Here is a 21,167-nt window from a genome sequence, read left to right on the forward strand (position 1 = left end):
GGGAGATCCATCCGTGCCGGAACGTCCTGTCGCGGTGCTCGCCATGCAGCCCTGGGCGCTGCCGGACCTGTTCCCCCCGGACCTGCTGGCCAGACTGCGCACCTTGGTGCGGCTGGCGCCGGGTCCGGCCCTCACCTCCTTCGAGACACCCGAAGCCGCGTCCGTGCTGGGCGAGGTGGACGTGCTGGTGACCGGCTGGGGGTGCCCGCGCATCGACAGTGCCGTGCTGGCCACCGCGCCGCGGCTGCGCGCCGTGATCCACGCGGCCGGGTCGGTGAAAGGACATGTCGACCCCGCGGTCTTCGCCCACGGCGTCGCTGTTTCCTCGGCCGCACAGGCGAACGCGGTGCCGGTCGCCGAGTACACGGTGTCCGCCATCGTCTTCGCGGCGAAACGAGTGTTCGCCCGGGCCAGCTGGTACGCCCAGGACCGCACGGCAGGCGACTGGCGTTCGGGTGCGGGCACCGGGCTTTTTGACCGCACGATCGGGATCATCGGCGCCTCGCGGACCGGCAGGCTCGTGCTGGACCGGCTGCGTGCGCACCACGTCCGGCTCCTGCTCGCCGATCCCTATGTCACCGAGCGGGAAGCCGGCGCACTCGGCGCGGAGCTGGTCGGTGTGGACGAGCTGTGCCGCCGCAGCGAGCTGGTCTCCGTCCACGCGCCGGCGCTGCCGGAGACCCACCACCTGCTCGACGCCCGGCGGCTCGCCCTGCTCCAGGACGGCGCGACCCTGGTCAACACCGCGCGCGGATCCCTGGTGGACACCGCCGCCCTCACCCGCCACTGCGCGACCGGCCGTCTGGACGCCGTGCTCGACGTGACCGATCCCGACCCACTGCCGCCCGGCCACCCACTGCTGCGGCTGCCGAACGTGCTCGTCACCCCGCACCTGGCCGGTTCACAAGGACACGAGCTGCGCCGCCTGGGCGAGTTCACCGTGGCCGAGGTCGCGCGCTTCGCCGGGGGCGAGCCGCTGCACGGTGCCATCCGCGCCGGCGACCTGCACCGGATCGCCTGACCGGCGCAGAGTCCAGGGCGGAGTTCTCCCGCTACTTCCCTTCGCTCGCAAGGTGTTCTTCGAGTGCCCGGACCGCCGCGGTGACGCCGTCCTCGGCGCGGACCACCCGGCCAAGCTCCCCGGCCCGCCGGGCCAGCGCCGCGTCCTGGACGGCCGCGGTGATCGCGGCGGCCAGACCCTCGGCGGTGAGCCGCTGCTGGGGCACCGGGGCCGGGGCCACGCCGACGGCGTGCATCCGCTCCGCCCAGTGCGGCTGGTCGGCCACGAACGGGCACACCACCTGCGGGCGGCCCGCGGCCAGCGCCGCGCCGGTGGTCCCGCCGCCGCCGTGGTGCACCACCGCGCTCATCCGCGGGAACAGCCAGTCGTGCGGCGCCGCCTCGATCACCAGCACCTCGGGCGAGTCCTCGACGGCGGCGATGCCGCCCCAGCCGGTGGCCAGCACCGCGCGGACCCCGGCCCGGCGCACCGCCTCGGCCACGATTGTCCCGGTGCGCTGGGCCTGACCGGCCATGCTGCCGAAGCCGAGGTAGACCGGCGGCGGGCCCTCGCCCAGGAACTGGCTCAGCCGCTCCGGCGGTGACCAGGAACCGGCGGCGGGCAGGTACCAGAACCCGGTGGTGCGCACCGACTCCGGCCAGGCCGGGTCCGTGTGCGTCACGTGCGGGCTGAACGCTTGCAGGACAAGGCGATCCGCTCCGTCGGCGGCGTGCAGGACGTCGTGCCCGCCACGCCTGGCCGGCAGGCCCAGCGCGCCGGTGCGCCAGGCGTTGGCCACCCCGGCGTGGGCGCGCAGCGTGCCCGTGACCGCCAGGTAGGTGGCCCGGTTGAGTGCCTGGGGCAGCCGGGGCAGCGGCACCATCGGGCACGGGAACAGCGCGGTGGGCACCCAGCCCGGTTGCAGAGTCGCCAGCACGGCGGGCACACCGAGGAGTTCGGCCAGGTGCTGGGCGGGCAGCGCCGGGGAGTGCACCACAACATCGGCCTCCCGCCACGCGGCCCGGCCCAGATCGCGCAGCACCGCCGACATCAGCGGCTTGATCCGGCGCAGGGTCCGCAACGCGCTGATCTTGCCCCGCACGCCCCGGTAGCCGGTCTCGATGGCCTCCCGCGCCGCCGGATCCGTCAGCAGGCGGTTCGGGCCCTCGTCCAGCGGCGTGAAGTCCACGTCGTGCTCGGCCGCCTGCGCGGCGAAGGAGGCCGGAGCGGCCAGCCTCGCCTGGTGCCCCGCGGCGCGCAACGCCACCGTCAAGGCGAGGAAGGGCTGCACGTCACCCCTGGTGCCGTGGGTGACCAGGAAGGCCTTCACCGGCGTCGCTCCGTCCGGGCCACCGAGGTGAACGCGGTCAGCCACCGGTCGGCGGCGAACAGTCCATGGGTCAACATCTCCAGCCCGGCCCGCGCACCGCGCACCGAGGTCGCGGTCTCGGCCACGTCACCGCCGAGCAGCCTGCTCACCTGCTCGCCCAGCACCAGCGGGGCCAGCAGCCAGGACACGTAGGTCACCGCCCGTGCCCGCGCGTCCTCGGTCGGCCGCACCCAGCCCTCGGCCTCGCCGTCGGCCAGCCACCGCTCGGTGCGCTCGACGATCTCGGCGAACACCGTGGCCGCGGCAGGCGAGCCGTCCAGCAGCGCCCGGCCGAGGTAGCGGCGGACCGGGGTGGCGGCTGCCAGCAGCTCGGTGAGCGCGCCGAGGTCGGCGGGATCGGCCTGCTCGCCACCGGAGCGGATGAGGGCGAGCACGTGCTCGTCGCAGGCCTGCCGCAGGCCGTCCTTGGAGCCGAAGTGGTGCAACACCAACGCGGGTGACACCCCGGCGTCGGCGGCCACCGCGCGCACGCTCGTGCCCGCCACGCCGTCCGCGCCGAAGCGGGCCAGCGCGGCATCCCGGATCCGGGCTCGCGCGGTGAGGTCGTCGACTGAACGCATGAACAGGATACTAAACACTTGTTCAGTCGCGTGTCGAGAGCTCGATGTCAGCAGGCGGTGGTGTCACTGGCGGAGGGCGGCGATCATGGCCTCGGCCATCGGGGCGCTGGACGCCGGGTTCTGGCCGGTGAACAGGTTTCCGTCCCGAACGGTGAAGGCCTGGTAGGCCGGGCCTCCGACATGCTTGGCCCCCAGCTCGCGCAACCGGCTGGCGAGCAGCCACGGCGCTGCTTCGGCCGTGCCGAACAGCTGTTCCTCCTCATCGGTGAACGCCGTCATCTCCCGGCCGGCGAACAGCCACCTGCCTTCCTCGTCCACCGCGGACAGCAGGCCGGCCGGGCCGTGGCAGACCGCGCCGATGACCTTCCCGGCGGCGTCCGCCTCGGTGAGCAGGCGACCGAGGTCGGCGTCCTGGTGGAGGTCGACCACCGGGCCGTGGCCGCCGGGCAGCACCACCGCGGCGTAGTCGTTGAGGTCGACCTCGCCGAGCTTGCGCAGCGGGCCGAACACGCTCAACACCTCCTCGGCGTAGCCGACGTACCGGGCGCAGTCCGGGCCGGCGATCTCCGGGTTGGCGCTGTGCTCGTCGAGCGGCTGCCGCACGCCGCCGGGCGAGGCGAAGTCGACGGTGTACCCGGCCTCGACGAACTTCTCGTGCGGCGCGGCGAGCTCCTCGGCCCAGTAACCGGTCGGGTAGGACGAGCCGTCGGTGCGCTCCCACGTGTCGGCGGCGGACATGACGATCAGGATCTTGCTCATGTTCTCAAGCCTGCCGGAGCGGAATCCCTTGCCGCGGCTCATCTCGCGCCCTGTGGAACCTCGGACCCGGCTGCCTAGGACGCACAGGTCCAGGCACGCGGGAGCGCAGTCCGGGAGAATGGGTCGCGTGGCCGACAGCAACCGCGAACTCGCCGATTTCCTGCGGCGCGCCCGCGCCCAGGTCGACCCGGCGCGGGCGGGTCTGCCGCCGGACGGACGGGTGCGCAGGGTGCCTGGCCTGCGCCGCGAGGAGGTCGCGCGGCTGGCCGGGGTGTCGAGCGACTACTACGCGCGGCTGGAGCAGGGGCGGCGCATCGTGCCGTCCGCGGCGGTGGTGGCGGCGATCGGCCGCGCGCTCGAGCTCGACGCCGCCGGGCGCGCCCACCTGGCAGACCTCATCGGGCTGACCACGAGACCGGTGCGCCAGCCGGCCCGCGGCGTGCAGCGCGTACGCCCGGGGCTCTACCAGCTGCTGGACGCCCTGGACGGTGAACCCGCGCTGGTCCTCGGCCGCCGCACCGACATCCTGGCCGCCAACCGGATGGCCAAGGCGCTGTTCACCGACTTCGACCAGATGCCTGCGGCACAACGGAACTACGCCCGCTGGATGTTCCTCGACGAGGACGCCCGGTCGCTGTTCGCCGACTGGCCGGACCAGGCCAGGGCCGCGGTGGAAAGCCTGCGGTTCGAGGTCGGCCGCGACCCCGAGGACCGGGCGACCGTCGAGCTGGTCACCGAGCTGCGCCAGCACAGCCGCGAGTTCGGCCAGTGGTGGGAACAGCACCGGGTGCACCAGCGCACGCACGGCTCAAAACGGCTGCGCCACCCGCTGGCCGGGGACCTGACCGTCGAGTACGAGACCCTCACGCTGCCCGGCGACCCGGACACCACCCTGTTCGTCTACACCACCGAAGACGGGTCACCGTCCCGGCGGGCGATGAACCTGCTCGCCAGTTGGACGGCCGCTGCCTCGATCGAGCGATGACGAGTCAGCGGGTCATCGCGGTTCCCGGCCGCGATGGCGCACCACGTCCTTGATGAAGTCCAGGTACCGGTCCATCAGCGCCCGGTAGTAGGCCGTGGTCGGGGGCTCGTCGGCGTAGACGCCGTTCATGCAGGCGAACTTGTTGACCTCCTGGAACACCGTGACGTACAGCGGCGGCCCGTCGGCCCGGCCGGCGAAGATGCGGGCGAGGCTGCGCATGTGCCGGGGGAAGTCGGCGGAGAGCGGATGGCCGCGCCCTTGGTGTTGACCGGCACCTCGGGATCCTCGAAGCCCCAGTCGGCGACGATCACGTGCAGCGCGTAACCCTGGGCGTAGGCGTTGGCAGGTAGTTGGTGGTCAGCATCCGGACCGGGTCTCGCGCACCAGCTCGGCCGCGAGCGCGGAGTTGATCTGGTCGCCCAGGCCGAACAACAGCGAGCCCTGGCCGTTGCCCGGCACGGCCGGGGCGCTGGACCCGCTGACCGCGTTGCTGGGCTGGGGTCGCGCCTCGGGCCAGAAGAGGACGGCGGCGGCGACCACGGCCGCGACCAGGCCGAGGGCGTTGGCCAGCACGACTGGCCGGACCGGCTTGCGCGCGCCGACGCCGGTGAGCAGCCGGGCGGCCTTGGTCGCGCTGGGGCGGCGGGCCGGGAGGTCGTCGGTCATCGCGGCCAGTGCCTGGGTCAACCGCCGGTCGGGCTGCGGGTGGCCTTCCACCGCGGTGGAGAGGGTCACGCCGAGCGCGAAGACATCGGAGGCCGGGGTTGCCCGGTGCCCGGTGAGCACTTCGGGCGCCAGGTAGCCGGGTGTCCCGCCGCTGAGCGAGCTCCCGGTCTGGGTGACCTGGTGCCAGCTGGCGATGCCCAGGTCGGTCAGCTTCGCCGTGCCGTCCTCGGCGAGCAGGATGTTGCCGGGCTTGACGTCCCGGTGCACCATGCCCTTGGCGTGCATGGCGGCCAGCGCGCCGGCCAGCTGCGCCCCGAGGTGCGCCGCCCGCTCCGGCGTCAGGGGTCCGTCGGTGCGGCAGACCTCGGCCAGGCTGCGCGCGGGCAGGTACTCGGTGACCAGCCACCGCCGGTCGCCGTCCACCACCACGTCGAACACCGAGATCACGTTGGGGTGGTACACCCCGGCGCCGATCCGCGCTTCGCGCCGGGTCTGCTCGCCGTCGCCGGTGCGGGTCAGCTTGACGGCCACCTCCCGCCGCAGCTCGAGATCCGTGGCGCGCCACACCTGCCCCATGCCGCCCGCGCCGACAGCCTCCTCGAGGCGGTACCGGCCGGCAATGGTGTCCCCGATACGCACGGGCGGAGTCTAGTCACCGCAGGAAGCCGGTGTGGGAGCGTTCCCGGTCACGAGTTCGGCGTAGTGGCCGTTGCGGGCCACCAGTTCCTCGTGGGTGCCGCGTTCGACGATCTCCCCCCGGTTCAGCACGATGATCTGGTCGGCGTCGCGCACGGTGGACAGGCGGTGCGCGATGGTGATCACCGTGCGGTCGGCCATGACCTTGTCCAGGGCCTCGGTGATCGCGCGTTCGGTGCGCGTGTCCAGGGCGCTGGTCGCCTCGTCCAGCAGCAGGATCGGCGGGTTGCGCAGGATGGTTCTGGCCAGGGCGATGCGCTGTTTCTCGCCGCCGGAGAACCGGAAGCCCCGCTCGCCGACCACGGTGTCGTAGCCGTCGGGCTGGCTGCTGATCAGCTCGTGGATCTGCGCGATCTTGGCGGCCTCGACCAGCTCGGCGTCCGTGGCGTCCTCCTTGCCGAACCGCAGGTTGGCCGCCACCGAGGCGTGCAGCAGGTAGGGCTCCTGGGTGACGACGCCGAGCATCCCGGCCAGTGCGGTGAAGCTCAGGTCGCGCACGTCGATGCCGTCGATGGTGACCGCTCCGGAGTCCACGTCGTAGAGCCTGGCGACCAGGTAGCCGAGGGTCGTCTTGCCCGAACCGGTCCCGCCGACCACGGCCACCTTCGTGCCCGCGCGGATGTCCAGGTCGATCCGCCGCAGGGTCGGCTCCGGCGCGCCGGCGTAGCGGAAGGAGACCTGGTGGAACCGGACGTCGCCGCGGATGTCGGCCGGGGCGCGGACCACCGGGTCGGCGCGCTCGACGATGTCGACCTCGCGGTCCTGGTAGTCGAAGATGCGGGCGAAGTGCGCCCGCGCGGTCCGGAACTCCACGGTGGAGCGCAGGATCTCCTCCAGGGGCCAGGTCAGCGTCTCCTGCAGGGCGATCATCGCGACCAGGGTGCCGATGGTGATCGACGGCGTGTTGCCCATCAGGAAGCCGCCCAGCAGGTAGGTCAGCGCGGGCATGGCCGAGATCAGCAGCGTGACCACGGAGTACTCCCACTGCCCCGCGGTGTGCGAGCGGACCTCCAGACCGGCGACCTCCCGCGAGGTGCCGGTGAACCGCTCGACCATCCGCTGCGAGCGGCCCATGGTCTTGCTCAGCACGATGCCGGAGACCGACAGCGACTCCTGGACCAGGGACTGCATGTCGGCGAGCCGTTCCTGCTGCCGGGTGGTCACCCGCTCGCGCAGCGCGCCGACCCGCCCGTTCACCCAGATGGAGAACGGCAGGGCGAGGAAGGAGAACAGCGCCAGCCGCCAGTCCAGCACCAGCATCGCGACCACGGAGACGCAGACCACCGCCGCGCTGCGGGTCAGGTCCACCGCGGTGTTGGTCACGAAGGACTGCATGCCGCCGATGTCCTGGGAGATGCGCGACTGCACCTCGCCGGTGCGGGTGCCGGTGAAGAACCGCAGCGACATCCGTTGCAGGTGAACATAAACACCGATGCGCAGGTCGTGCATGACCGCCTGGCCGACCCGCGACACGATGAGCGTCTGCAGCACACTCACCACCGCCTCCACGGCCGCGATCGCGATCAGCGCGCCGACGAAGACGAACAACAGCTCAAGGTCCTTGTTCGGCAGCGCGTCGTCCACGATCGCCTTGACGATGAACGGGGTCAGGATCCCGACCACCGAGGTGAACGCGATCAGCCCCAGCACACTGGCCAGCCGCCACCGGTAGGGCGTGAACAGCCGCCAGATGCGGCGACCGTCGACCCGCACCGGATCGCCCATCGACTCGGATTCCTCCGCGTTCGCGACCTCGCGCCACGAGGAATGTCCGACGGTCATCTCCAGCTGCCTTTCGTTTGCTGACGGCGCGTCACACCGGTTGGTCGCGCCAAGCCGTTGCCGAGCATGGGTTCGCGGTCCGCGGCCCCACCATCCCCGACCTGACGGGCGCTACCCCGTCACCTGGCTGGACTGTCCACATCAGACAGTCAGCCACCTGGCGGGGTGTCATCCAGCCAGTCAGGGGGTTGTTCCGGACGCCTGACAGATGTTCCCGGCCGGTGCCGCCGACGAGGCTGGTCCACATGACACAGGCGATGCGCACCACTGGGAAACCGCAGTCAGCGCCGTTCCACACTTCCTGAAGGAGACTGTTCATGTTCAACCGGATGCTGAGCGCCTTCGGTATCGGTGGCCCCTCCGTCGACACCGTGCTGGACTCCCCCTACGCCGTGCCAGGACAGGCGGTGACCGGACAGGTGCGCGTCCAGGGCGGCTCCGCCGACGCCGAGATCGGCCAGGTGGTGCTGTCGCTGGTCACTGAGGCCGAGGGTGACCACGCCGCCGAGTTCTCCCGGCTGGTCGTGCGGCAGGGCGTGCGCGTGCCGGCGGGTGAGCTGGTCGCCATCCCGTTCCAGCTGCCGTTGCCCTGGGAGACGCCGATCACCGCGGTCGGCGGCTCGCCGCTGCCGCGGATGGCGGTGGGGGTGCGGACCGAACTGGTGATCGCGGGCGCGCCGGACAAGGGTGACCTGGACCCGGTGCAGGTCGGCCCGCTGCCCGCGCAGAACAAGGTGCTGGACGCCTTCGGGCAGCTCGGGTTCTCCTTCCGCGACACCGGCGTCGAAGCGGGCCGGGCGCCCGGCGTTGCCCAGGAGCTGGGCTTGCGCCAGACGCTCCGGTTCGCCCCGCCCGCGCAGTACGCGGGGCGGGTGGACGAGGTCGAGCTGACCTTCGTGGCCGGTCCGCACGAGCTGTGCGTCCTGCTGGCCGCCGATCGGCGCGACGGCGTGTTCTCTCCCGGCGGCGACACCTCCGGCCAGTTCCGGCTCTCGCACCAGGAAGCTCAGGTCACCGACTGGGCCTCGCTGATCTCCGGGTGGCTCGCCCAGGCCGCCGAGCGCCGCCAGGTGAACCCGGCCTTCGGCGGCCAGCCGGCGTACGGCCAGCCCGGCTACGGCGCTCACCAGGGTTATGACCACCCCGGCCAGCAGCAGCGCGGGCCGGGCATGGGCGGCATGCTCGCCGCCGGTGCGGCCGGTGTGGTCGGCGGCGTGGTGCTCGGGGAGGTCGCCGAGGAGATCTTCGGCGACGACGAGTGACCCAACTGACCACAGTCCTAGCCACCCCAAGAACCGGCGCGGCGGGCGGGCCCCTCCCCCGAAACTCGCCTGCCGCGCCGCCCTGACCCGTCCCCGGGTGGCCGCCGGAGGCCGGTGGTGACCACACTGGACGGACACAGGATCCACAAAGGAGCGTGGCATGATTCGGGTGGTCGTCGTGGACGATGAGGAGCTGGTGCGCTCCGGCTTCCGGCTCATCCTCCAGGCGGCCGGGGACATCGAGGTCGTCGCCACCGCGACCGGGGAGCGGGCGGTGCGCGAGGTGGGCCTGCACCGGCCCGATGTGGTGCTGCTGGACATCCGGATGGCCGACGTGGACGGGCTCACCGTGCTGCGCCAGCTCCAGGGCCTCAAGCCCCCGCCCGTGGTCGCCATGCTGACCACCTTCGACTCCGACGAGTACATCGTCACCGCGCTGCGCTCGGGCGCGGCGGGCTTCATCCTCAAGGACACCGCGCCCGCTCAGCTCGCCCAGATGGTCCGCACCCTCGCCGCGGGCGGGGTGGTGCTCTCCTCGAAGGTCACCCGCACGGTGGTGGAGGGGCGTCTCGGTGGCGGCGCGGACGGCGAGGCCGTGGCACGCGCCGAGCAGCTGACCGAGCGGGAGCGCACCGTGCTCGTGCTGATCGCGGAGGGACTGTCCAACACCGAGATCGGCGCCCGGATCCACGTCAGCGTCGGCACGGTGAAGGACCACGTCAGCGCCATCCTGACCAAGTTGCGGGTGGGCAGCAGGGTGCAGGCGGCGCTGGTCGCCGAGCGCGCCGGACTGCTCGCCGACGGGGAGCGCAAACCATGACACCGCGGCTGCCCCGCTGGCTGACCGACATCGCCGTGCTGGCGGTCGCCGCGGTCGAGGCGGCCATCACCGGGATCACCGAGTCGAGCACGGCCGCCGGGTTCGGCGCCGCCGCCGTGCTCGTGCTCGTGGTGCGCCGCCGCTGGCCGCTGCCCGCCTTCGTGCTGGCGCTGCCCGCCGTGGTGCTGCTGGGCGCGATCATCCCGGTGATCGTCACCCTCTACACGGTGGCCGCCCGGCACCGGAGCTGGTGGCTGCTCGGCGGCTGCGGGCTGGCCGCGGCGGTCAGCCTGGTCTTCCCGCTCTCCGAACCCGGCCTTCCGATCCCGATCCCGGACCTGGTGCTCGACATCATCTACTCCACGATGACGGCGGGCGCGCCGATCCTGCTCGGCCGGTTCCTGCACACCCGGCGCGAGCTGGCGCTGCGGCTGGCCGAGGTCAAGGAGGCCAGGGAGCACGAGCGGCAGCTGGACGCCCAGGTGATCCTGACCAAGGAACGCAACCAGCTGGCCCGCGAGATGCACGACGTGGTCTCCCACCAGGTCAGCCTGATCGCGGTGCAGGCCGCGGTGGTCACGGTGAGCACGCCCGATCCCACCGTGCGGGAGGCGGTGGAGCACATCCGCACACTGTCGGTGAACACCCTCGACGAGCTGCGGCACATGGTCAACCTGCTGCGCGCCTCCGGCACGCCGGCCACCGAGCTCGCGCCCCAGCCCACGCTGACCGACCTGGAACGCCTCATCGACAACAGCGGCATCGACACCCGGCTGGTCGGCAGCGCGCCGCCCGGGGTGGAGGCGCCGGTGCAGCGGGCCATCTACCGCACCATCCAGGAGGCGCTGACCAACGTCCGCAAACACGCCCCCGGCGCGCAGGCCACGGTGGAGCTCAGCCACGACGACACCGACCTGACCATCACCGTCACCAACACCCCGCCCACCCGGCCCGCACTCACCCTGCCCAGCGCGCGCCACGGGCTGATCGGCCTGCAGGAGCGGGCCGCGCTGCTGGACGGCCGGATCCACGCGGGTCCCACGGCCGACGGCGGTTTCCAGCTCCGGCTGCGACTTCCGATCACCTGATGGTCCGCACATGAACTCGCTACTGCTCATGATCGCGGTCGCCATCGCGGTCCGTTCCTTCGCGGCGGCCCGGCTGGACCGGTGGAACCTCGGCGCACCGGTGGTCACGGTCGCCGCCGGTGTGGTCATCGGCCTGGTCAACGAGAGCTCCATCGCGCTCGCGCTCAACACCGAGGCCACCCTGTACGTGGCTGAGATCGTGCTGGCCGTGCTGCTGTTCGTGGACGCCACCGAGGTGCGCGGCGGACGGTTGTGGGGCAGCTCGCCCGGCCTGGTGGCCAGGGTGCTGCTCATCGCGATGCCGCTGAGCCTGCTCGCGGCGATGCTGCTGGGCTGGCTGCTGTTCCCTGAGCTGCCGTGGCCGATGCTGCTGCTGCTCGCCGGGGTGGTGGTGCCCATCGACTTCGCCCCGGCCGACCGGGTCGTGCGCGACCGCGGCCTGCCCTCGCGGGTGCGCAGCGTGCTCAACGTGGAAAGCGGCTACAACGACGGCATCATCTCGCCGCTGTTCCTGTTCGCGTTGATCCTGGCGGGCGACCAGACCCAGCAACGGACCCCGCTGGACGCGCTGGCCACCGTGCTGCCCTTCGCGGTCAAGGCCCTGCTGGTCGGGGTGCTCTTCGGCGCGGCACTGGCGTTGCTGCTGACCGCGGCCCACCGCGCGGGCTGGCTCACCGAGCAGTCCGGGCGCATCGCCGTGCTGCTGGTGCCGCTGCTGACCTACACCGCCACGGTCGCCATCGACGGCAACGGCTTCGTGGCCTCCTTCATCTGCGGCGTCACCTTCCGCTACGTCCACCGGCTGGCCAAGGCCCGGCACATCCACCGCTCTCCCGCCGGTCGCGACCTGATGCGCGCCGGTGTGCTGGACGAGGACTTCCGCCTGCTGGAGGACTTCACCACGCTGCTGACCATGACGCTGTGGTTCGTCGTGGGCGTCAGCACCGTGCTGGCCTTCTCCGCCGGACTGCCGTGGCAGGTCGCCCTGTTCTGCTTCGCCGCGATCACCGTGGTCCGCATCCTGCCCGTGCACCTCTCCCTCACCGGATCGGCGCTCTCCCACCGGGAACGCCTCCAGGTCGGGGTGCTCGGGCCACGCGGCACCACCTCGGTGGTGTTCGGGCTGCTCGCCTTCAACCGGCTCCCCGAGGGATCCGCCGCCGACACCATCCTGCTCGTCACGGTGACCCTGGTCCTGGGCAGCGTGCTGCTGCACGGCATCGGCGCGGGCCCGACCGTGCGGTGGCTGACGCGCGCGAAGTCAGCGCCGCGCGCCCGGTGAGCGGCCATGCCTGAGCCCACGACCCGGGACCAAGGCGGCAAGATCAGCTACGGGTGGTACTTGACGAGTTTGCCTGCATCGACCGTCGCGGTTGGCAAGTGGTGCATGGAGTAGACGTCGCCGACCTGCTTTTCTTCACTCCTGGCGAACCGGGAATCCCTGATGACGGAGATTCCAACGCTCGTCTCAGGAATCCAGAGGTTCTCCAGTTCAGCCGCCGGTTTGTCATCGACAATTCGACATATCGAGAGATTCGCCTCAGTCAGCACGCTTGCCAGATCCACGATCGTGACACGTTTCGAGAATTCGCCGTAAACAGCCCGAACCGCTTCGGGCAGTGGATCCCAGTCTTCGACGATCATATCCAGCTTGTGGATCTGAAGTATGACGAGATGACAGCTCCATCGACCGCTTTCCTGGATGAAGTCGGCGACAATGAAGCCGAAGTCGCGGGAAAGACTGGACTCGAAGATCCGATTTTCGTCGAATTCGTTCCCGAGCGCCTTCGACCACTCGTCGGGCTGCGCGCCGATGCCTACGCCCAGCACCTCACCTCGGTTGACTGCGAAGTGGGCGTAGAAATCCAGGTCAGTCATAGCCGAGTGCCTTCAATGCCGCCAGCGTCGCCGCAGCCTGCGATCCGCGCTTTGTCGATCATAGTGTAGTTACCGTTCCTCATGGTCGCGAGAGCGGACTCCCCAACCTTGGTCAGCCGCGCTCGGTCCGCCGCGTTGTTCTTCAAATGTTCAACTGCGGCCACTAGTTGCTTCTCGTCTGACACCTTTCCATTAGCCCTGATCTTTTCGCCAATCAGGTTACCGTGCTTGTCTACCATGATCTTGACCTCTGCCTTGTTGCCCAGGTGGACGTGGCACCCCTTCTTGACCTTCCGGAGGGCAGTCATAGACCTGAGGCGCTTCTGCTCTCGAGCCTTGTCGATGATTTTCTGGGTCCGTTCGATCGGGACCTTGGCTGCTTTTCTTCGAGCCGCCTGACTGGCCGCGCCAGCCGCGGCCCGGGCGGACTTGGTCTCCTCAGCCGCCTTCAGCGCCGCTTCCTGGGCCAGCCGCGCGACGTGCACCGCCTGCTCGGCGGCCTGCTCACTGGCGAGCTTGGCCAAGTCGACCAACTGGACGACGGAGAGGGTCTCCTGGCCCGCGCCCGGTCACCGGGCCACTGGCGCCGGGCGGTAGCGGGCGGCCAGCAGCAGGGTGTCGTCGGTGTGGGTGACCACGGTGCGCAGTCCGGCCACCACGGTCTCGGTCAGCTCCCCCACCGGCAGCCCGGCGTGCGCCTCGGCCGCGGCCAGCAGGCGGGCCTCGCCTTCCTCGGCGTCGCCCCGGCATTCGGTCAGCCCGTCGGTGTGCAACAGCAGCAGGTCGCCCTCGGCCAGGGTCTCGGTGCGCACCTCAAAACTGCCCGGCAGCGGGAAACCCACGCCCCGGCCGGGCACGGTGAGGTACTCAGCGGCCCCGCCGGCGCGCACCAGCAGGGCCGGTGGGTGGCTGCCGTTGGCCAGTTCCAGCTTGCCGGTGCGCGGGTCGAGGCGGGCCAGCAGCACGGTGGCCATCAGGCGCGGGTCGGTGATCCGCAGGGCGGTCGCGGTCCGCTCGACCAGCTCCCCCAACGGATAGCCCTCCAGGGTCAGCGTGCGCACCGCGTGCGTGACGTGCAGGGCGTTGCGGGTGCTGGCCACGCCGTGGCCGACCGCGTCCACCACGGTGATGTGCAGGCTGCCGTCGGGCAGCACGAACCAGTCGTAGAGGTCGCCGCCGGTGGGCGCGTCGGCCTCGGCCGGGGTGTAGTGCACGGCCAGGTCCACGCCCGGCACCTCCGGCGGTGGCGGGCGCAGCGCGTCCTCCAGCTGCTGGAAGATCTGCGCGTGTGAGCGGCGCAGCTGTTCGTCGCGCTCCTCCAGCTGCACGAACATCGCCAGCACGCCGCTGTTGGTCTCGGCCAGCTCGTGCTTGAGCTCCCACTGCTCGCGTTCCAGGCCGTCGAGGCGGGCCAGCACCGCGGCCAGCTCCTGTTCGGCCGCGGTCTCGGGTGGGCAGTCCGGCGCGGGTGGGACCTGCGGCACCGGGATCCGCCACACCGCCACGCCGGGGCCGCCGGGCTCCGGCACCAGTGGCAGGTCCGTGCCCGCGACCGGGGTGTGCTCCGGCAGCCGCACGGTGATCACGAGCAGCGGGCCGCTCGGGTCGACCTCCTCGGTCACCCGCACCGGCTGCCCGGCCGCGAGCACCGGACCGGCCAGCAGCGCGACCGCCAGCACCAGCCGGGCCCTGGTCTCCACCGGCACGCCGTGCTCGGCGCACCGCGCGCGCAAGCTCGCCTTGAGCTGGCTCAGGTCGAGGGTGGGTGAGGTGTCCCTGTTCATCCGGCTCCTTCCCGCGCCCTGGCGATGAGGACCGTGGCGTCGTCGCGGAGCTGGCGGTGCCGGTGGGCCAGCCCGGTGGCCAGCAACGCGGGCGGCAACCGCACCGGCCCCACGGTCTCCAGCAGCGCCGTCGTGGCGTCCAGGCCGTCGCTGTGCAGCACCACCGTGCCGCCGAGGCTCAGGTCGACCGCGGTGACCTGCGGGGTGATCAGGTGCAGGCCGACCACGCCGGGTCTGCTGAGCAGGCTGCGCCGGGGGCCGTCACCGAGCACCAGCCCGCGGATGTTGCCCACCCCGCAGAACTCCGCCCGCGCGCCGGCCACCCGGAGCACCGCGGCGGCCGCTCCCCTGGTCAGCCGCAACCGGTGGTGCAGCGCGGTGAGCAGCTGCCCCAGCGGCAGTTCGGGGTCGCGCCGGAAGGTCAGCACGGCCTGCTCGGCGGCCTCGGCCGCGGCCGGTCCGTGGCCGAGGCCGTCGACCAGCAACGCGGTCCAGCCCTGGCCCGTCCGGTGCAGGGCCAGGCCGTCGCCGCTGACCCGTTCGCCGTCGGCAGGCACCCGGACATAGCCGAAGTCCTTGTGCGGCAAGGAAGTTCCGGCCGGGTGGATCAGCCGCGCGGCGACCACCGTGCCCGTGCCGGGTTCGGAGTGCAGGTGCAGCTCGGTGGCCATCCGCCGCACCGCGCCCAGGCCGGTGCCGAGCGTTCCGGTGGTGGAGTGCCCGTCCACCAGGCAGCGCGCCAGGTCGGCCATGCCCGGCCCGGCGTCGGCGGCCAGGATCTCGATGCCGTGCCCGAGCAGCAGCGGCTGCACCGCGATCACCCCGTCGCGGGCGTGCTTGTCCAGGTTGCTGCCCAGCTCCGAGGCGATCACCGCGGCCTGCTCCGGCATCGCCCCCGGCAACCCGGCGGCCAGGGCGGCGGCGCGGGCGGCCTTGGCGATCCCGTGCACCGCGCTGGCGTGGTCCACCCGGAAGCACCGGGTGGGCTGCTCGGCGGTCTTGGTCACGTGGCCCACCTGGTCACCGTCACCGTGGTGCCCTCGCCTGCCCCGGTGTCCAGGTGGAACTCGTCCACCAGCCGCCGGGCGCCGCCGAGCCCGTGGCCCAGTCCCGGTCCGGTGCTGTAGCCGTCGGCGAAGGCCGAGTCCAGGTCCGGGATGCCGGGGCCGGAGTCGCGCACGGTCAGCCGCAGCCCGCGCCTGCCGGTCAGCGAGCGCACCTGCTCCACCACCAGCGAACCGCCGCCACCGTGGATGTAGGCGTTGCGCACCAGCTCACTGGCCGCGGTGACGATCTTGGTCTGGCCGATCAGGTCGAAGCCCGCGGCCACCGCGGCCGCGCGCACCGCGTGCCGGGTGCGCAGCAGGTCGTGCTCGGCGCGGATCGGGTAGGTCTCCGCGGCCGGGGCCGGTGCGCGCTGGTCACGAAGCATGGCGCCGCGCTCGCTGCCAGCCCAGCCGGACCATCGCGGCCTCGGCGTCCAGCGCGGTCTCCACACCGGTGAGCTGCAAGCCGAGCTCGGAGAGCGTGATGGCCACCGCGGGCCGCATGCCCGCCACGATCATCCGGGCGCCGAGCAGCCTGCCGGTGCCGGCCAGCTCCATCAGCAGGCGGGCGGCGAAGGAGTCGAGCAGCTCCAGCCGGGAGATGTCGATGACCACGCCGCGGATCCCCTCGGCGGCGATCCGGTCGGTGAGCTCGCCGGTGAACCGCAGCGCGGCCGCGTCGTCGAGGTCCTCCAGCAGCCCGGTCAGCAGGATGTCGCCCAGCCGCAGGATGGGCACGCCGGAGCGCGGCGCGCTCATGACCGCACCGGTTCGTCGCCGGTCATCCGGATCGCGTCGGCCAGCGCGTCGGCCAGGGTGGCCCTGGTGACGATGGCGGACAGGTCGATGCCCAGCTGGGTGATGGTCTGCGCGATGGTCGGCCGGATGCCGCTGATCAGGCAGTCCGCGCCCATCAGCCGGACCGCGCTGACCGTCTGCAGCAGGTGCTGGGCGACCAGGGTGTCCACCATCGGCACGCCGGTGATGTCGATGATCGCGACCCTGGCCTCGTGCGCCTGGATGGCCTCCAGCAGCCCGTTCATCACCACCTGGGTTCGGGTGCTGTCCAGGGTGCCGATCAGCGGCACGGCCAGCACGTGCCGCCACAGCCGCACCACCGGGGTGGACAGCTCCAGCATCTGCTGGTGCTGGGAGCGGATGATCTCCTCCCGGCCTTCCACGTAGGCCTGGAAGGTCAGCACCGCGGCCGCGTCCAGCAGCCGGTTGATCTCACCGGCGACCGCGAGCAACGTGCCGGGATCGGCGGTGAGCCGGGCCGCCTGCTCCAGCAGCGCCTCCTTGAGCGCGAGCACGGCCATGGCGGTGTCCGCGGGCGGCGTGCCGGTGCGGGCCCGGCGCAGGGACAGGTCGACCAGCGCCTCCCGCAGCGGCTCGTGCGCCTTGACCACCTCGGGCAGCGGCAGCGGGGAGGCCATGCCGGTGCGCAGTCCGTCGAGCATCGCGACGGCCTCCGCGCGCAGGTCGGCCTCGTGCAGCCGGGGCGGCTGCTCACCGCGCTCGACCTGCAGCTCCACCCAGCGACCGACCACCTCGGCGTCGCTACCGGAGAGCACCTGGCTCAGCAGGTCGCGGGCCGCGTCACCGTCATTGGCCACCACCAGAAGTTCCCCTCTCACCTTCCGTTCGGTCGGACAAACTATTGTCGCATGACAAATGTTAGCCGACCTGACGAGAGGGGGACAAACACACCCGGCGATCACCCGGGCAGCGGTTACGCGGTTTCGGTTCCCCGTTCCAGGGGGGCGGTAAACCTGGTTCCGGTGACTTTGTCAGCGGCCGCGAGGAACTGCGAGAGCCCCGCGTGCAGGGACCGCCTGGCGCTGGCCGGCATCGCTTCGAGCACCTCGGCCAGCTGCGCCCGCCGTTGCGCCCGCAGTTCGCCCAGGTAGGCGAGCCCGGTCTCGGTGATGCGCAGCTCCACCTCGCGCCTGCTGACCGAGCTCGGTGTCCGCGCGACGAACCCGACCGCCTGCAGCCGGTCGCACAACCGGCTGATCGAGGGCGGGGTGGAGCCCAGCGCCTCGCCCAGGTCGCGGAGGTTCAGGCAGCCGGCGCGTTCCAGCACGTACAGCGCCCGCAGCTGGGACACCGACAGCGGCGCGGGCGACGGGCCGCCACCGCGTTCCCAGAGCACCTCCAGCAGCTCCGTCACCTCGGTCAGAGCATCGGGCGGGGTCATGCCTCCACTGTCTCATCTTCTGTGATTTGCTGTCCTCCCGCCGCCTTCGCGGCCAGGACGAGGAACGGGGCCACGGTGGTCGACTACCCGGCGGTGGAACGGCTGCTGCGCGCCGCGGCGCCACACGAGCTGCTCGACGTCCTGCACAAGGCCCTCGGCACCTCGGCGGGCGCGACCGGGGTGCAGCTGCTGATGGCCGACTACGGGCTCATGCGGCTGCAACCGGTGTCCGTGCTGCCCTACACCAACACCCCGGTGCCGGTGCACAACACCGCGCCCGGCCGGGCCTTCGGCGCGCAGGAACCACACCTGGAGCAGCACGAGGACGGCACCCTCTCGCTCCACCTGCCGGTGAGCGTGCGCGGCGACCGGCTCGGCGTGCTCTGCGTCGCCCTGCCGCGACCGCCCGAGCCGGAGCTGGTGGCCACGCTGGCCGAGCTGGCCGGGGTGCTGGCGCACGAGATCACCGTGGCCGAACGCGACACCGACCTGTACGTGCAGGCCCGCCGGGCCGAGCGGCTGACCCTGGCCGCGGAGATGCAGTGGCAGCTGCTGCCCGGCCGGGCCTGCGCGCGGCCGGAGTTCTCCCTGGGCGCGCAGCTGGAACCGGCCTACGCCGTGCACGGCGACAACTTCGACTGGTCCGCCTCCGCCGACCACCTCACCCTGACCGTGTCCAACGGCATGGGCGAGGGCATCGACGCCGCGCTGCTGACCAACCTGGCCATCAACGCCCTGCGCAACGCCCGCCGCGCCGGCATTCCCCTTGCCGACCAGGCGATGCTGGCCGACCAGGCGATCTTCGGCCAGTACCACGGCGCCAAGCACGTGGCCGCCCTGCTGGTCCGGCTGAACCTGGCCGACGGCCGGGCTGAGGTGGTCGACGCGGGCTCGCCGCGGCTGTGGCGGATGCGGGGCGGCGAGGTGCGGCCGGTGGAGTTCGAGGCTCAGCTGCCGCTGGGCATGTTCGACGGCACCCCGTACGTCAGCCAGCACTTCGAACTGGAGGCCGGTGACCGCCTGGTGTTCGTCACCGACGGCGTCTACGACGTGGCTTCCCAGCAGGGCGAGCGCTACGGCGAACGCGCGCTGGCCAAGGCCATCGCCGCCACCCGGTTGCTGCCGGCCACCCACGTACCGCGCTCGTTGTTGCAGGAGCTGGTCGGTTACCGCAACCCGACCCAGATCACCGTGGCCGAGGACGACGCCATGGTGGTGTGCCTGGACTGGCACGGCCGCGACTGAACACCGCCTCAGCGCGCCGGCAGGGCCGCGCGGGTGCCGGCGAGGCCGGCGAACAGGTCACCTGACTCGGCAACCCGGTCCAGGACTTCATCGGCGGTGAAGACCAGGTCTTCGGCATGGCGACAGTCCCGCACCTCGGCCCAGGTCACCGGCGTGGACACGGTCGGCCGCGCCCGCCCGCGCAGCGAGTAGGGGGCAACCGTGGTCTTGGCCGGGTTGTTCTGGCTCCAGTCGATGAGCACCCGCCCGGTGCGCAGGGCTTTGGCCATCTTCGCGGTGACCAGCTGCGGGGTTTCCCCGGCTAGTTGTTCGGCCAAAGCCTTGGCGTAGGCCGAGGTCCGCTCCGGTGTCCGGGTGCGCACGCCGCAGTAGAGCTGCAAGCCCTTGGAGCCGGAGGTCTTGGGCACCGGGGTCAGGCCGTCGGCGAGCAGGATCTCGCGCAGCCGTTCGGCGATGCGGCAGCATTCCACGATCGAGGTGCCCGGACCGGGGTCGAGGTCGAAGACCAGCCGGTCCGGCGAGGCGCGGGTGCCGTCCCGGCGGAGTGTCCATTGTGGAACGTGGAGTTCGAGGGCGGCGAGGTTGGCCGCCCACACCAGCGCGGGCAGGTCTGTCAGCAGCGGGTAGTGGATGATCTCGCCGTTGCCGCGGGAGCCGCTGGAGGGCAGGGCCGCGGTGGGCAGCCAGTCCGGCGCGTGCCGGGAGACGTCCTTCTCGAAGAAGCTCGGCCCGGTGCCGCCCTCGGGGAAGCGGATGAAGGTCACCGGGCGTCCGGCCAGGTGCGGCAGCAGCACCGGAGCGATCCGGGTGTAGTAGTCGATCACCAGCGCCTTGCTGAACCCCGGATACAGCTGTTTGTCCAAATTGGACAGTCGTAGCTGCCTGCTGCCGACCTGCACGGTGACCCGCTGCTCAGCCACGGACTTCTCCCTCCGGCCGGAGTCCCGCGGGCAGCAGGACCTCCTCAGGACGCCGCTCGGGCCGCAACCCACGCCAGGCGGTGTGCCGCAACCGCCCCTCCCCCGGGGTGAACTGCCGGTAGACGACCTCCCCGACCAGCTCCGGCCGCACCCAGTGCGCCCGGCGAGCCCGATCACGCGGCACCTCCGCAAAAGGGCTGCCCGGCTGCGCGAGCGGCCGCAGCCTGCGGTGCAGATCGTCCAGCGCGAGGTCGGTGAAGCCGGTGCCCACGTTGCCGAGGTAGACCAGGTTCCCGGCCGGGTCGTGCGCACCGAGCAGCAGCGCGCCGAGGGTGCCCTCACGGCGGCCCTGCCCGGCCTGCCAGCCGCCGATGACGACCTCCAGGGTCTGGATCAAGGGATGTTTCAGCCAGGCCCTGCTACGCGCACCGGGGGTGTAGCGGGAGTCGATGGCCTTGGCCACCAAGCCTTCCAGGTGCGAGGCCGCGGCGACGCCCAGCAGCTCCGCCGGGGTCATGCCACGCTCGGTGAGGTCGGCGCGGCGGTAGTACGGGGTGATCGAGAGACGGGAGCCCTCCGGCGGTGTCAGCTCCCCCAGCAACTCCCGCCGCCGGACATAGGGCTCGTCCAGCAGGCGGGTGGCACCGAGCTGGAGCAGGTCGAAGGCGAAGTAGCGGACGTCGATGCCGCGCAGCCGCCCGGTGCGCCGGTTCTGCAACAGCGAGAAGTCGGGGTGTCCGCGCTGGTTGAGCGCGACGATCTCGCCGTCGAGCACCGCCGGACGCCCAGCCAGCACTGGACCTAGGACTGTGGTCAGCTCGGGGAACTCGGCGGTGAAGTCCTTGCCGTTGCGACTGGTCAACGCGGTCTCACCGTCCCCGGCCACCCGCATGACCGCGCGGTACCCGTCCCACTTGAACTCGTAGGCGAACCGCGGGTCATCGACGAGCTTGCCGCCGTCAGGGCTGGCGAGCATCGGCTCGATCGCCTCGGGCAGGCCACCGCGGCCTCGGCGTGCTGACGCCATGTCGACCTCCGTCCACGGCGGGGACCGGCCGGACGGATCATGCCTGTCGATGCTAGGCC

The 21,167-nt window shown here is 71.9% G+C and carries 23 protein-coding genes; 7 read left to right on the forward strand and 16 right to left on the reverse strand.

All coding sequences use genetic code 11. The features are described 5' to 3' along the window. Window positions 1-13: 13 nt before the first annotated feature. Window positions 14-1,021 (forward strand): hydroxyacid dehydrogenase, encoded by a 1,008-nt coding sequence (locus M8C13_RS00315; protein ID WP_252478354.1) that lies wholly within the window; start codon window positions 14-16, stop codon window positions 1,019-1,021. A gap of 31 nt (window positions 1,022-1,052) precedes the next feature. Here the strand turns inward: M8C13_RS00315 and M8C13_RS00320 are convergent, their stop codons facing one another. From M8C13_RS00320 to M8C13_RS00330, 3 genes are all read right to left on the reverse strand, one after another. Further along, entirely contained in the window at window positions 1,053-2,330 is a 1,278-nt protein-coding gene (locus M8C13_RS00320) for a glycosyltransferase (RefSeq protein WP_252478355.1), read from the reverse strand. Next, complete coding sequence (locus tag M8C13_RS00325; RefSeq protein ID WP_252478356.1) at window positions 2,327-2,950, reverse strand: TetR/AcrR family transcriptional regulator; 624 nt, start codon at window positions 2,948-2,950, stop codon at window positions 2,327-2,329. The genes M8C13_RS00320 and M8C13_RS00325 overlap by 4 nt, the downstream gene beginning before the upstream one ends. A gap of 63 nt (window positions 2,951-3,013) precedes the next feature. After that, window positions 3,014-3,709, reverse strand: a complete 696-nt coding sequence (locus M8C13_RS00330; protein ID WP_252478357.1) for a type 1 glutamine amidotransferase domain-containing protein — start codon at window positions 3,707-3,709, stop codon at window positions 3,014-3,016. A 118-nt stretch (window positions 3,710-3,827) separates the two neighbouring features. On the opposite strand from M8C13_RS00330, the gene M8C13_RS00335 reads away from it, so the two are divergent. Continuing rightward, on the forward strand, window positions 3,828-4,694 hold the full coding sequence (locus tag M8C13_RS00335) for a helix-turn-helix transcriptional regulator (protein WP_252478358.1): 867 nt from the start codon (window positions 3,828-3,830) through the stop codon (window positions 4,692-4,694). Window positions 4,695-4,706: 12 nt separating this feature from the next. On the opposite strand, the gene M8C13_RS00340 is transcribed toward M8C13_RS00335, so the two are convergent. The 3 genes from M8C13_RS00340 to M8C13_RS00350 form a co-directional block, all read right to left on the reverse strand. Beyond that, window positions 4,707-4,913, reverse strand: a complete 207-nt coding sequence (locus M8C13_RS00340; RefSeq protein ID WP_252478359.1) for a hypothetical protein — start codon at window positions 4,911-4,913, stop codon at window positions 4,707-4,709. Between the two features lie 138 nt (window positions 4,914-5,051). Further along, complete coding sequence (locus M8C13_RS00345; protein WP_252478360.1) at window positions 5,052-5,999, reverse strand: serine/threonine-protein kinase; 948 nt, start codon at window positions 5,997-5,999, stop codon at window positions 5,052-5,054. A gap of 9 nt (window positions 6,000-6,008) precedes the next feature. Then, on the reverse strand, window positions 6,009-7,838 hold the full coding sequence (locus M8C13_RS00350; protein WP_252478361.1) for an ABC transporter ATP-binding protein: 1,830 nt from the start codon (window positions 7,836-7,838) through the stop codon (window positions 6,009-6,011). A gap of 317 nt (window positions 7,839-8,155) precedes the next feature. Here M8C13_RS00350 and M8C13_RS00355 point away from each other — a divergent pair, with 317 nt between their 5' ends. The 4 genes from M8C13_RS00355 to M8C13_RS00370 all read left to right on the forward strand — a co-directional run bounded on the left by M8C13_RS00355 (window position 8,156) and on the right by M8C13_RS00370 (window position 12,290). Further along, window positions 8,156-9,100 carry a sporulation protein gene (locus M8C13_RS00355; RefSeq protein ID WP_252478362.1) on the forward strand — a complete coding sequence of 315 codons (945 nt, stop codon included), beginning with the start codon at window positions 8,156-8,158 and terminating at the stop codon, window positions 9,098-9,100. 160 nt (window positions 9,101-9,260) lie between these two features. After that, on the forward strand, window positions 9,261-9,920 hold the full coding sequence (locus tag M8C13_RS00360) for a response regulator transcription factor (protein ID WP_252478363.1): 660 nt from the start codon (window positions 9,261-9,263) through the stop codon (window positions 9,918-9,920). Further along, window positions 9,917-11,008: a sensor histidine kinase gene (locus tag M8C13_RS00365; RefSeq protein WP_252478364.1), complete on the forward strand. Its 1,092-nt coding sequence runs from the start codon at window positions 9,917-9,919 to the stop codon at window positions 11,006-11,008. The genes M8C13_RS00360 and M8C13_RS00365 overlap by 4 nt, the downstream gene beginning before the upstream one ends. 10 nt (window positions 11,009-11,018) lie before the next feature. Further along, window positions 11,019-12,290, forward strand: a complete 1,272-nt coding sequence (locus M8C13_RS00370) for a sodium:proton antiporter (RefSeq protein WP_252478365.1) — start codon at window positions 11,019-11,021, stop codon at window positions 12,288-12,290. Window positions 12,291-12,337: 47 nt separating this feature from the next. Here M8C13_RS00370 and M8C13_RS00375 read toward each other — a convergent pair whose 3' ends face one another. From M8C13_RS00375 to M8C13_RS00410, 8 genes are all read right to left on the reverse strand, one after another. Next, window positions 12,338-12,886 (reverse strand): hypothetical protein, encoded by a 549-nt coding sequence (locus tag M8C13_RS00375; RefSeq protein ID WP_252478366.1) that lies wholly within the window; start codon window positions 12,884-12,886, stop codon window positions 12,338-12,340. Beyond that, window positions 12,883-13,410, reverse strand: a complete 528-nt coding sequence (locus M8C13_RS00380; protein ID WP_252478367.1) for a hypothetical protein — start codon at window positions 13,408-13,410, stop codon at window positions 12,883-12,885. Before M8C13_RS00380 ends, M8C13_RS00375 begins: the two co-directional genes overlap by 4 nt. 45 nt (window positions 13,411-13,455) lie before the next feature. Then, window positions 13,456-14,670 (reverse strand): PP2C family protein-serine/threonine phosphatase, encoded by a 1,215-nt coding sequence (locus M8C13_RS00385; RefSeq protein WP_252478368.1) that lies wholly within the window; start codon window positions 14,668-14,670, stop codon window positions 13,456-13,458. Further along, the gene (locus M8C13_RS00390; RefSeq protein ID WP_252478369.1) at window positions 14,667-15,677 is read right to left on the reverse strand and encodes a SpoIIE family protein phosphatase; all 1,011 of its coding nucleotides are present in this window, start codon (window positions 15,675-15,677) and stop codon (window positions 14,667-14,669) included. Before M8C13_RS00390 ends, M8C13_RS00385 begins: the two co-directional genes overlap by 4 nt. Beyond that, the gene (locus M8C13_RS00395; RefSeq protein WP_252478370.1) at window positions 15,674-16,102 is read right to left on the reverse strand and encodes an ATP-binding protein; all 429 of its coding nucleotides are present in this window, start codon (window positions 16,100-16,102) and stop codon (window positions 15,674-15,676) included. Before M8C13_RS00395 ends, M8C13_RS00390 begins: the two co-directional genes overlap by 4 nt. Beyond that, window positions 16,092-16,475, reverse strand: coding sequence for an STAS domain-containing protein (locus M8C13_RS00400; RefSeq protein WP_252478371.1), 384 nt, complete (start codon window positions 16,473-16,475; stop codon window positions 16,092-16,094). The genes M8C13_RS00395 and M8C13_RS00400 overlap by 11 nt, the downstream gene beginning before the upstream one ends. Further along, entirely contained in the window at window positions 16,472-17,353 is an 882-nt protein-coding gene (locus tag M8C13_RS00405; RefSeq protein WP_252478372.1) for an STAS domain-containing protein, read from the reverse strand. Before M8C13_RS00405 ends, M8C13_RS00400 begins: the two co-directional genes overlap by 4 nt. A 95-nt stretch (window positions 17,354-17,448) precedes the next feature. Further along, window positions 17,449-17,916 carry a MarR family winged helix-turn-helix transcriptional regulator gene (locus tag M8C13_RS00410; protein WP_252478373.1) on the reverse strand — a complete coding sequence of 156 codons (468 nt, stop codon included), beginning with the start codon at window positions 17,914-17,916 and terminating at the stop codon, window positions 17,449-17,451. Window positions 17,917-17,991: 75 nt separating this feature from the next. On the opposite strand from M8C13_RS00410, the gene M8C13_RS00415 reads away from it, so the two are divergent. After that, entirely contained in the window at window positions 17,992-19,161 is a 1,170-nt protein-coding gene (locus M8C13_RS00415; RefSeq protein ID WP_252478374.1) for a PP2C family protein-serine/threonine phosphatase, read from the forward strand. 8 nt (window positions 19,162-19,169) lie between these two features. On the opposite strand, the gene ligD (M8C13_RS00420) is transcribed toward M8C13_RS00415, so the two are convergent. Next, window positions 19,170-20,081: a non-homologous end-joining DNA ligase gene (gene ligD, locus M8C13_RS00420; RefSeq protein ID WP_252478375.1), complete on the reverse strand. Its 912-nt coding sequence runs from the start codon at window positions 20,079-20,081 to the stop codon at window positions 19,170-19,172. Next, window positions 20,074-21,108: a non-homologous end-joining DNA ligase gene (ligD, locus tag M8C13_RS00425; protein WP_252478376.1), complete on the reverse strand. Its 1,035-nt coding sequence runs from the start codon at window positions 21,106-21,108 to the stop codon at window positions 20,074-20,076. Before ligD (M8C13_RS00425) ends, ligD (M8C13_RS00420) begins: the two co-directional genes overlap by 8 nt. Between the last annotated feature and the right edge of the window lie 59 nt (window positions 21,109-21,167).

Origin of the sequence: Crossiella sp. SN42, from assembly GCF_023897065.1 — a bacterium.
Taxonomy (GTDB): Bacteria; Actinomycetota; Actinomycetes; order Mycobacteriales; family Pseudonocardiaceae; genus Crossiella.

Coding starts and splice junctions, on each gene's coding strand:
- M8C13_RS00330 (WP_252478357.1), bottom strand. CDS start 3,709: ATGAGCAAGATCCTGATCGTCATGTCCGCCGCCGACACGTGGGAGCGC.
- M8C13_RS00325 (WP_252478356.1), bottom strand. CDS start 2,950: ATGCGTTCAGTCGACGACCTCACCGCGCGAGCCCGGATCCGGGATGCC.
- M8C13_RS00375 (WP_252478366.1), bottom strand. CDS start 12,886: ATGACTGACCTGGATTTCTACGCCCACTTCGCAGTCAACCGAGGTGAG.
- M8C13_RS00350 (WP_252478361.1), bottom strand. CDS start 7,838: ATGACCGTCGGACATTCCTCGTGGCGCGAGGTCGCGAACGCGGAGGAA.
- M8C13_RS00395 (WP_252478370.1), bottom strand. CDS start 16,102: ATGCTTCGTGACCAGCGCGCACCGGCCCCGGCCGCGGAGACCTACCCG.
- M8C13_RS00340 (WP_252478359.1), bottom strand. CDS start 4,913: ATGCGCAGCCTCGCCCGCATCTTCGCCGGCCGGGCCGACGGGCCGCCG.
- M8C13_RS00360 (WP_252478363.1), top strand. CDS start 9,261: ATGATTCGGGTGGTCGTCGTGGACGATGAGGAGCTGGTGCGCTCCGGC.
- M8C13_RS00410 (WP_252478373.1), bottom strand. CDS start 17,916: ATGACCCCGCCCGATGCTCTGACCGAGGTGACGGAGCTGCTGGAGGTG.
- ligD (WP_252478376.1), bottom strand. CDS start 21,108: ATGGCGTCAGCACGCCGAGGCCGCGGTGGCCTGCCCGAGGCGATCGAG.
- M8C13_RS00400 (WP_252478371.1), bottom strand. CDS start 16,475: ATGAGCGCGCCGCGCTCCGGCGTGCCCATCCTGCGGCTGGGCGACATC.
- M8C13_RS00370 (WP_252478365.1), top strand. CDS start 11,019: ATGAACTCGCTACTGCTCATGATCGCGGTCGCCATCGCGGTCCGTTCC.
- M8C13_RS00335 (WP_252478358.1), top strand. CDS start 3,828: ATGGGTCGCGTGGCCGACAGCAACCGCGAACTCGCCGATTTCCTGCGG.
- M8C13_RS00385 (WP_252478368.1), bottom strand. CDS start 14,670: ATGAACAGGGACACCTCACCCACCCTCGACCTGAGCCAGCTCAAGGCG.
- M8C13_RS00355 (WP_252478362.1), top strand. CDS start 8,156: ATGTTCAACCGGATGCTGAGCGCCTTCGGTATCGGTGGCCCCTCCGTC.
- M8C13_RS00365 (WP_252478364.1), top strand. CDS start 9,917: ATGACACCGCGGCTGCCCCGCTGGCTGACCGACATCGCCGTGCTGGCG.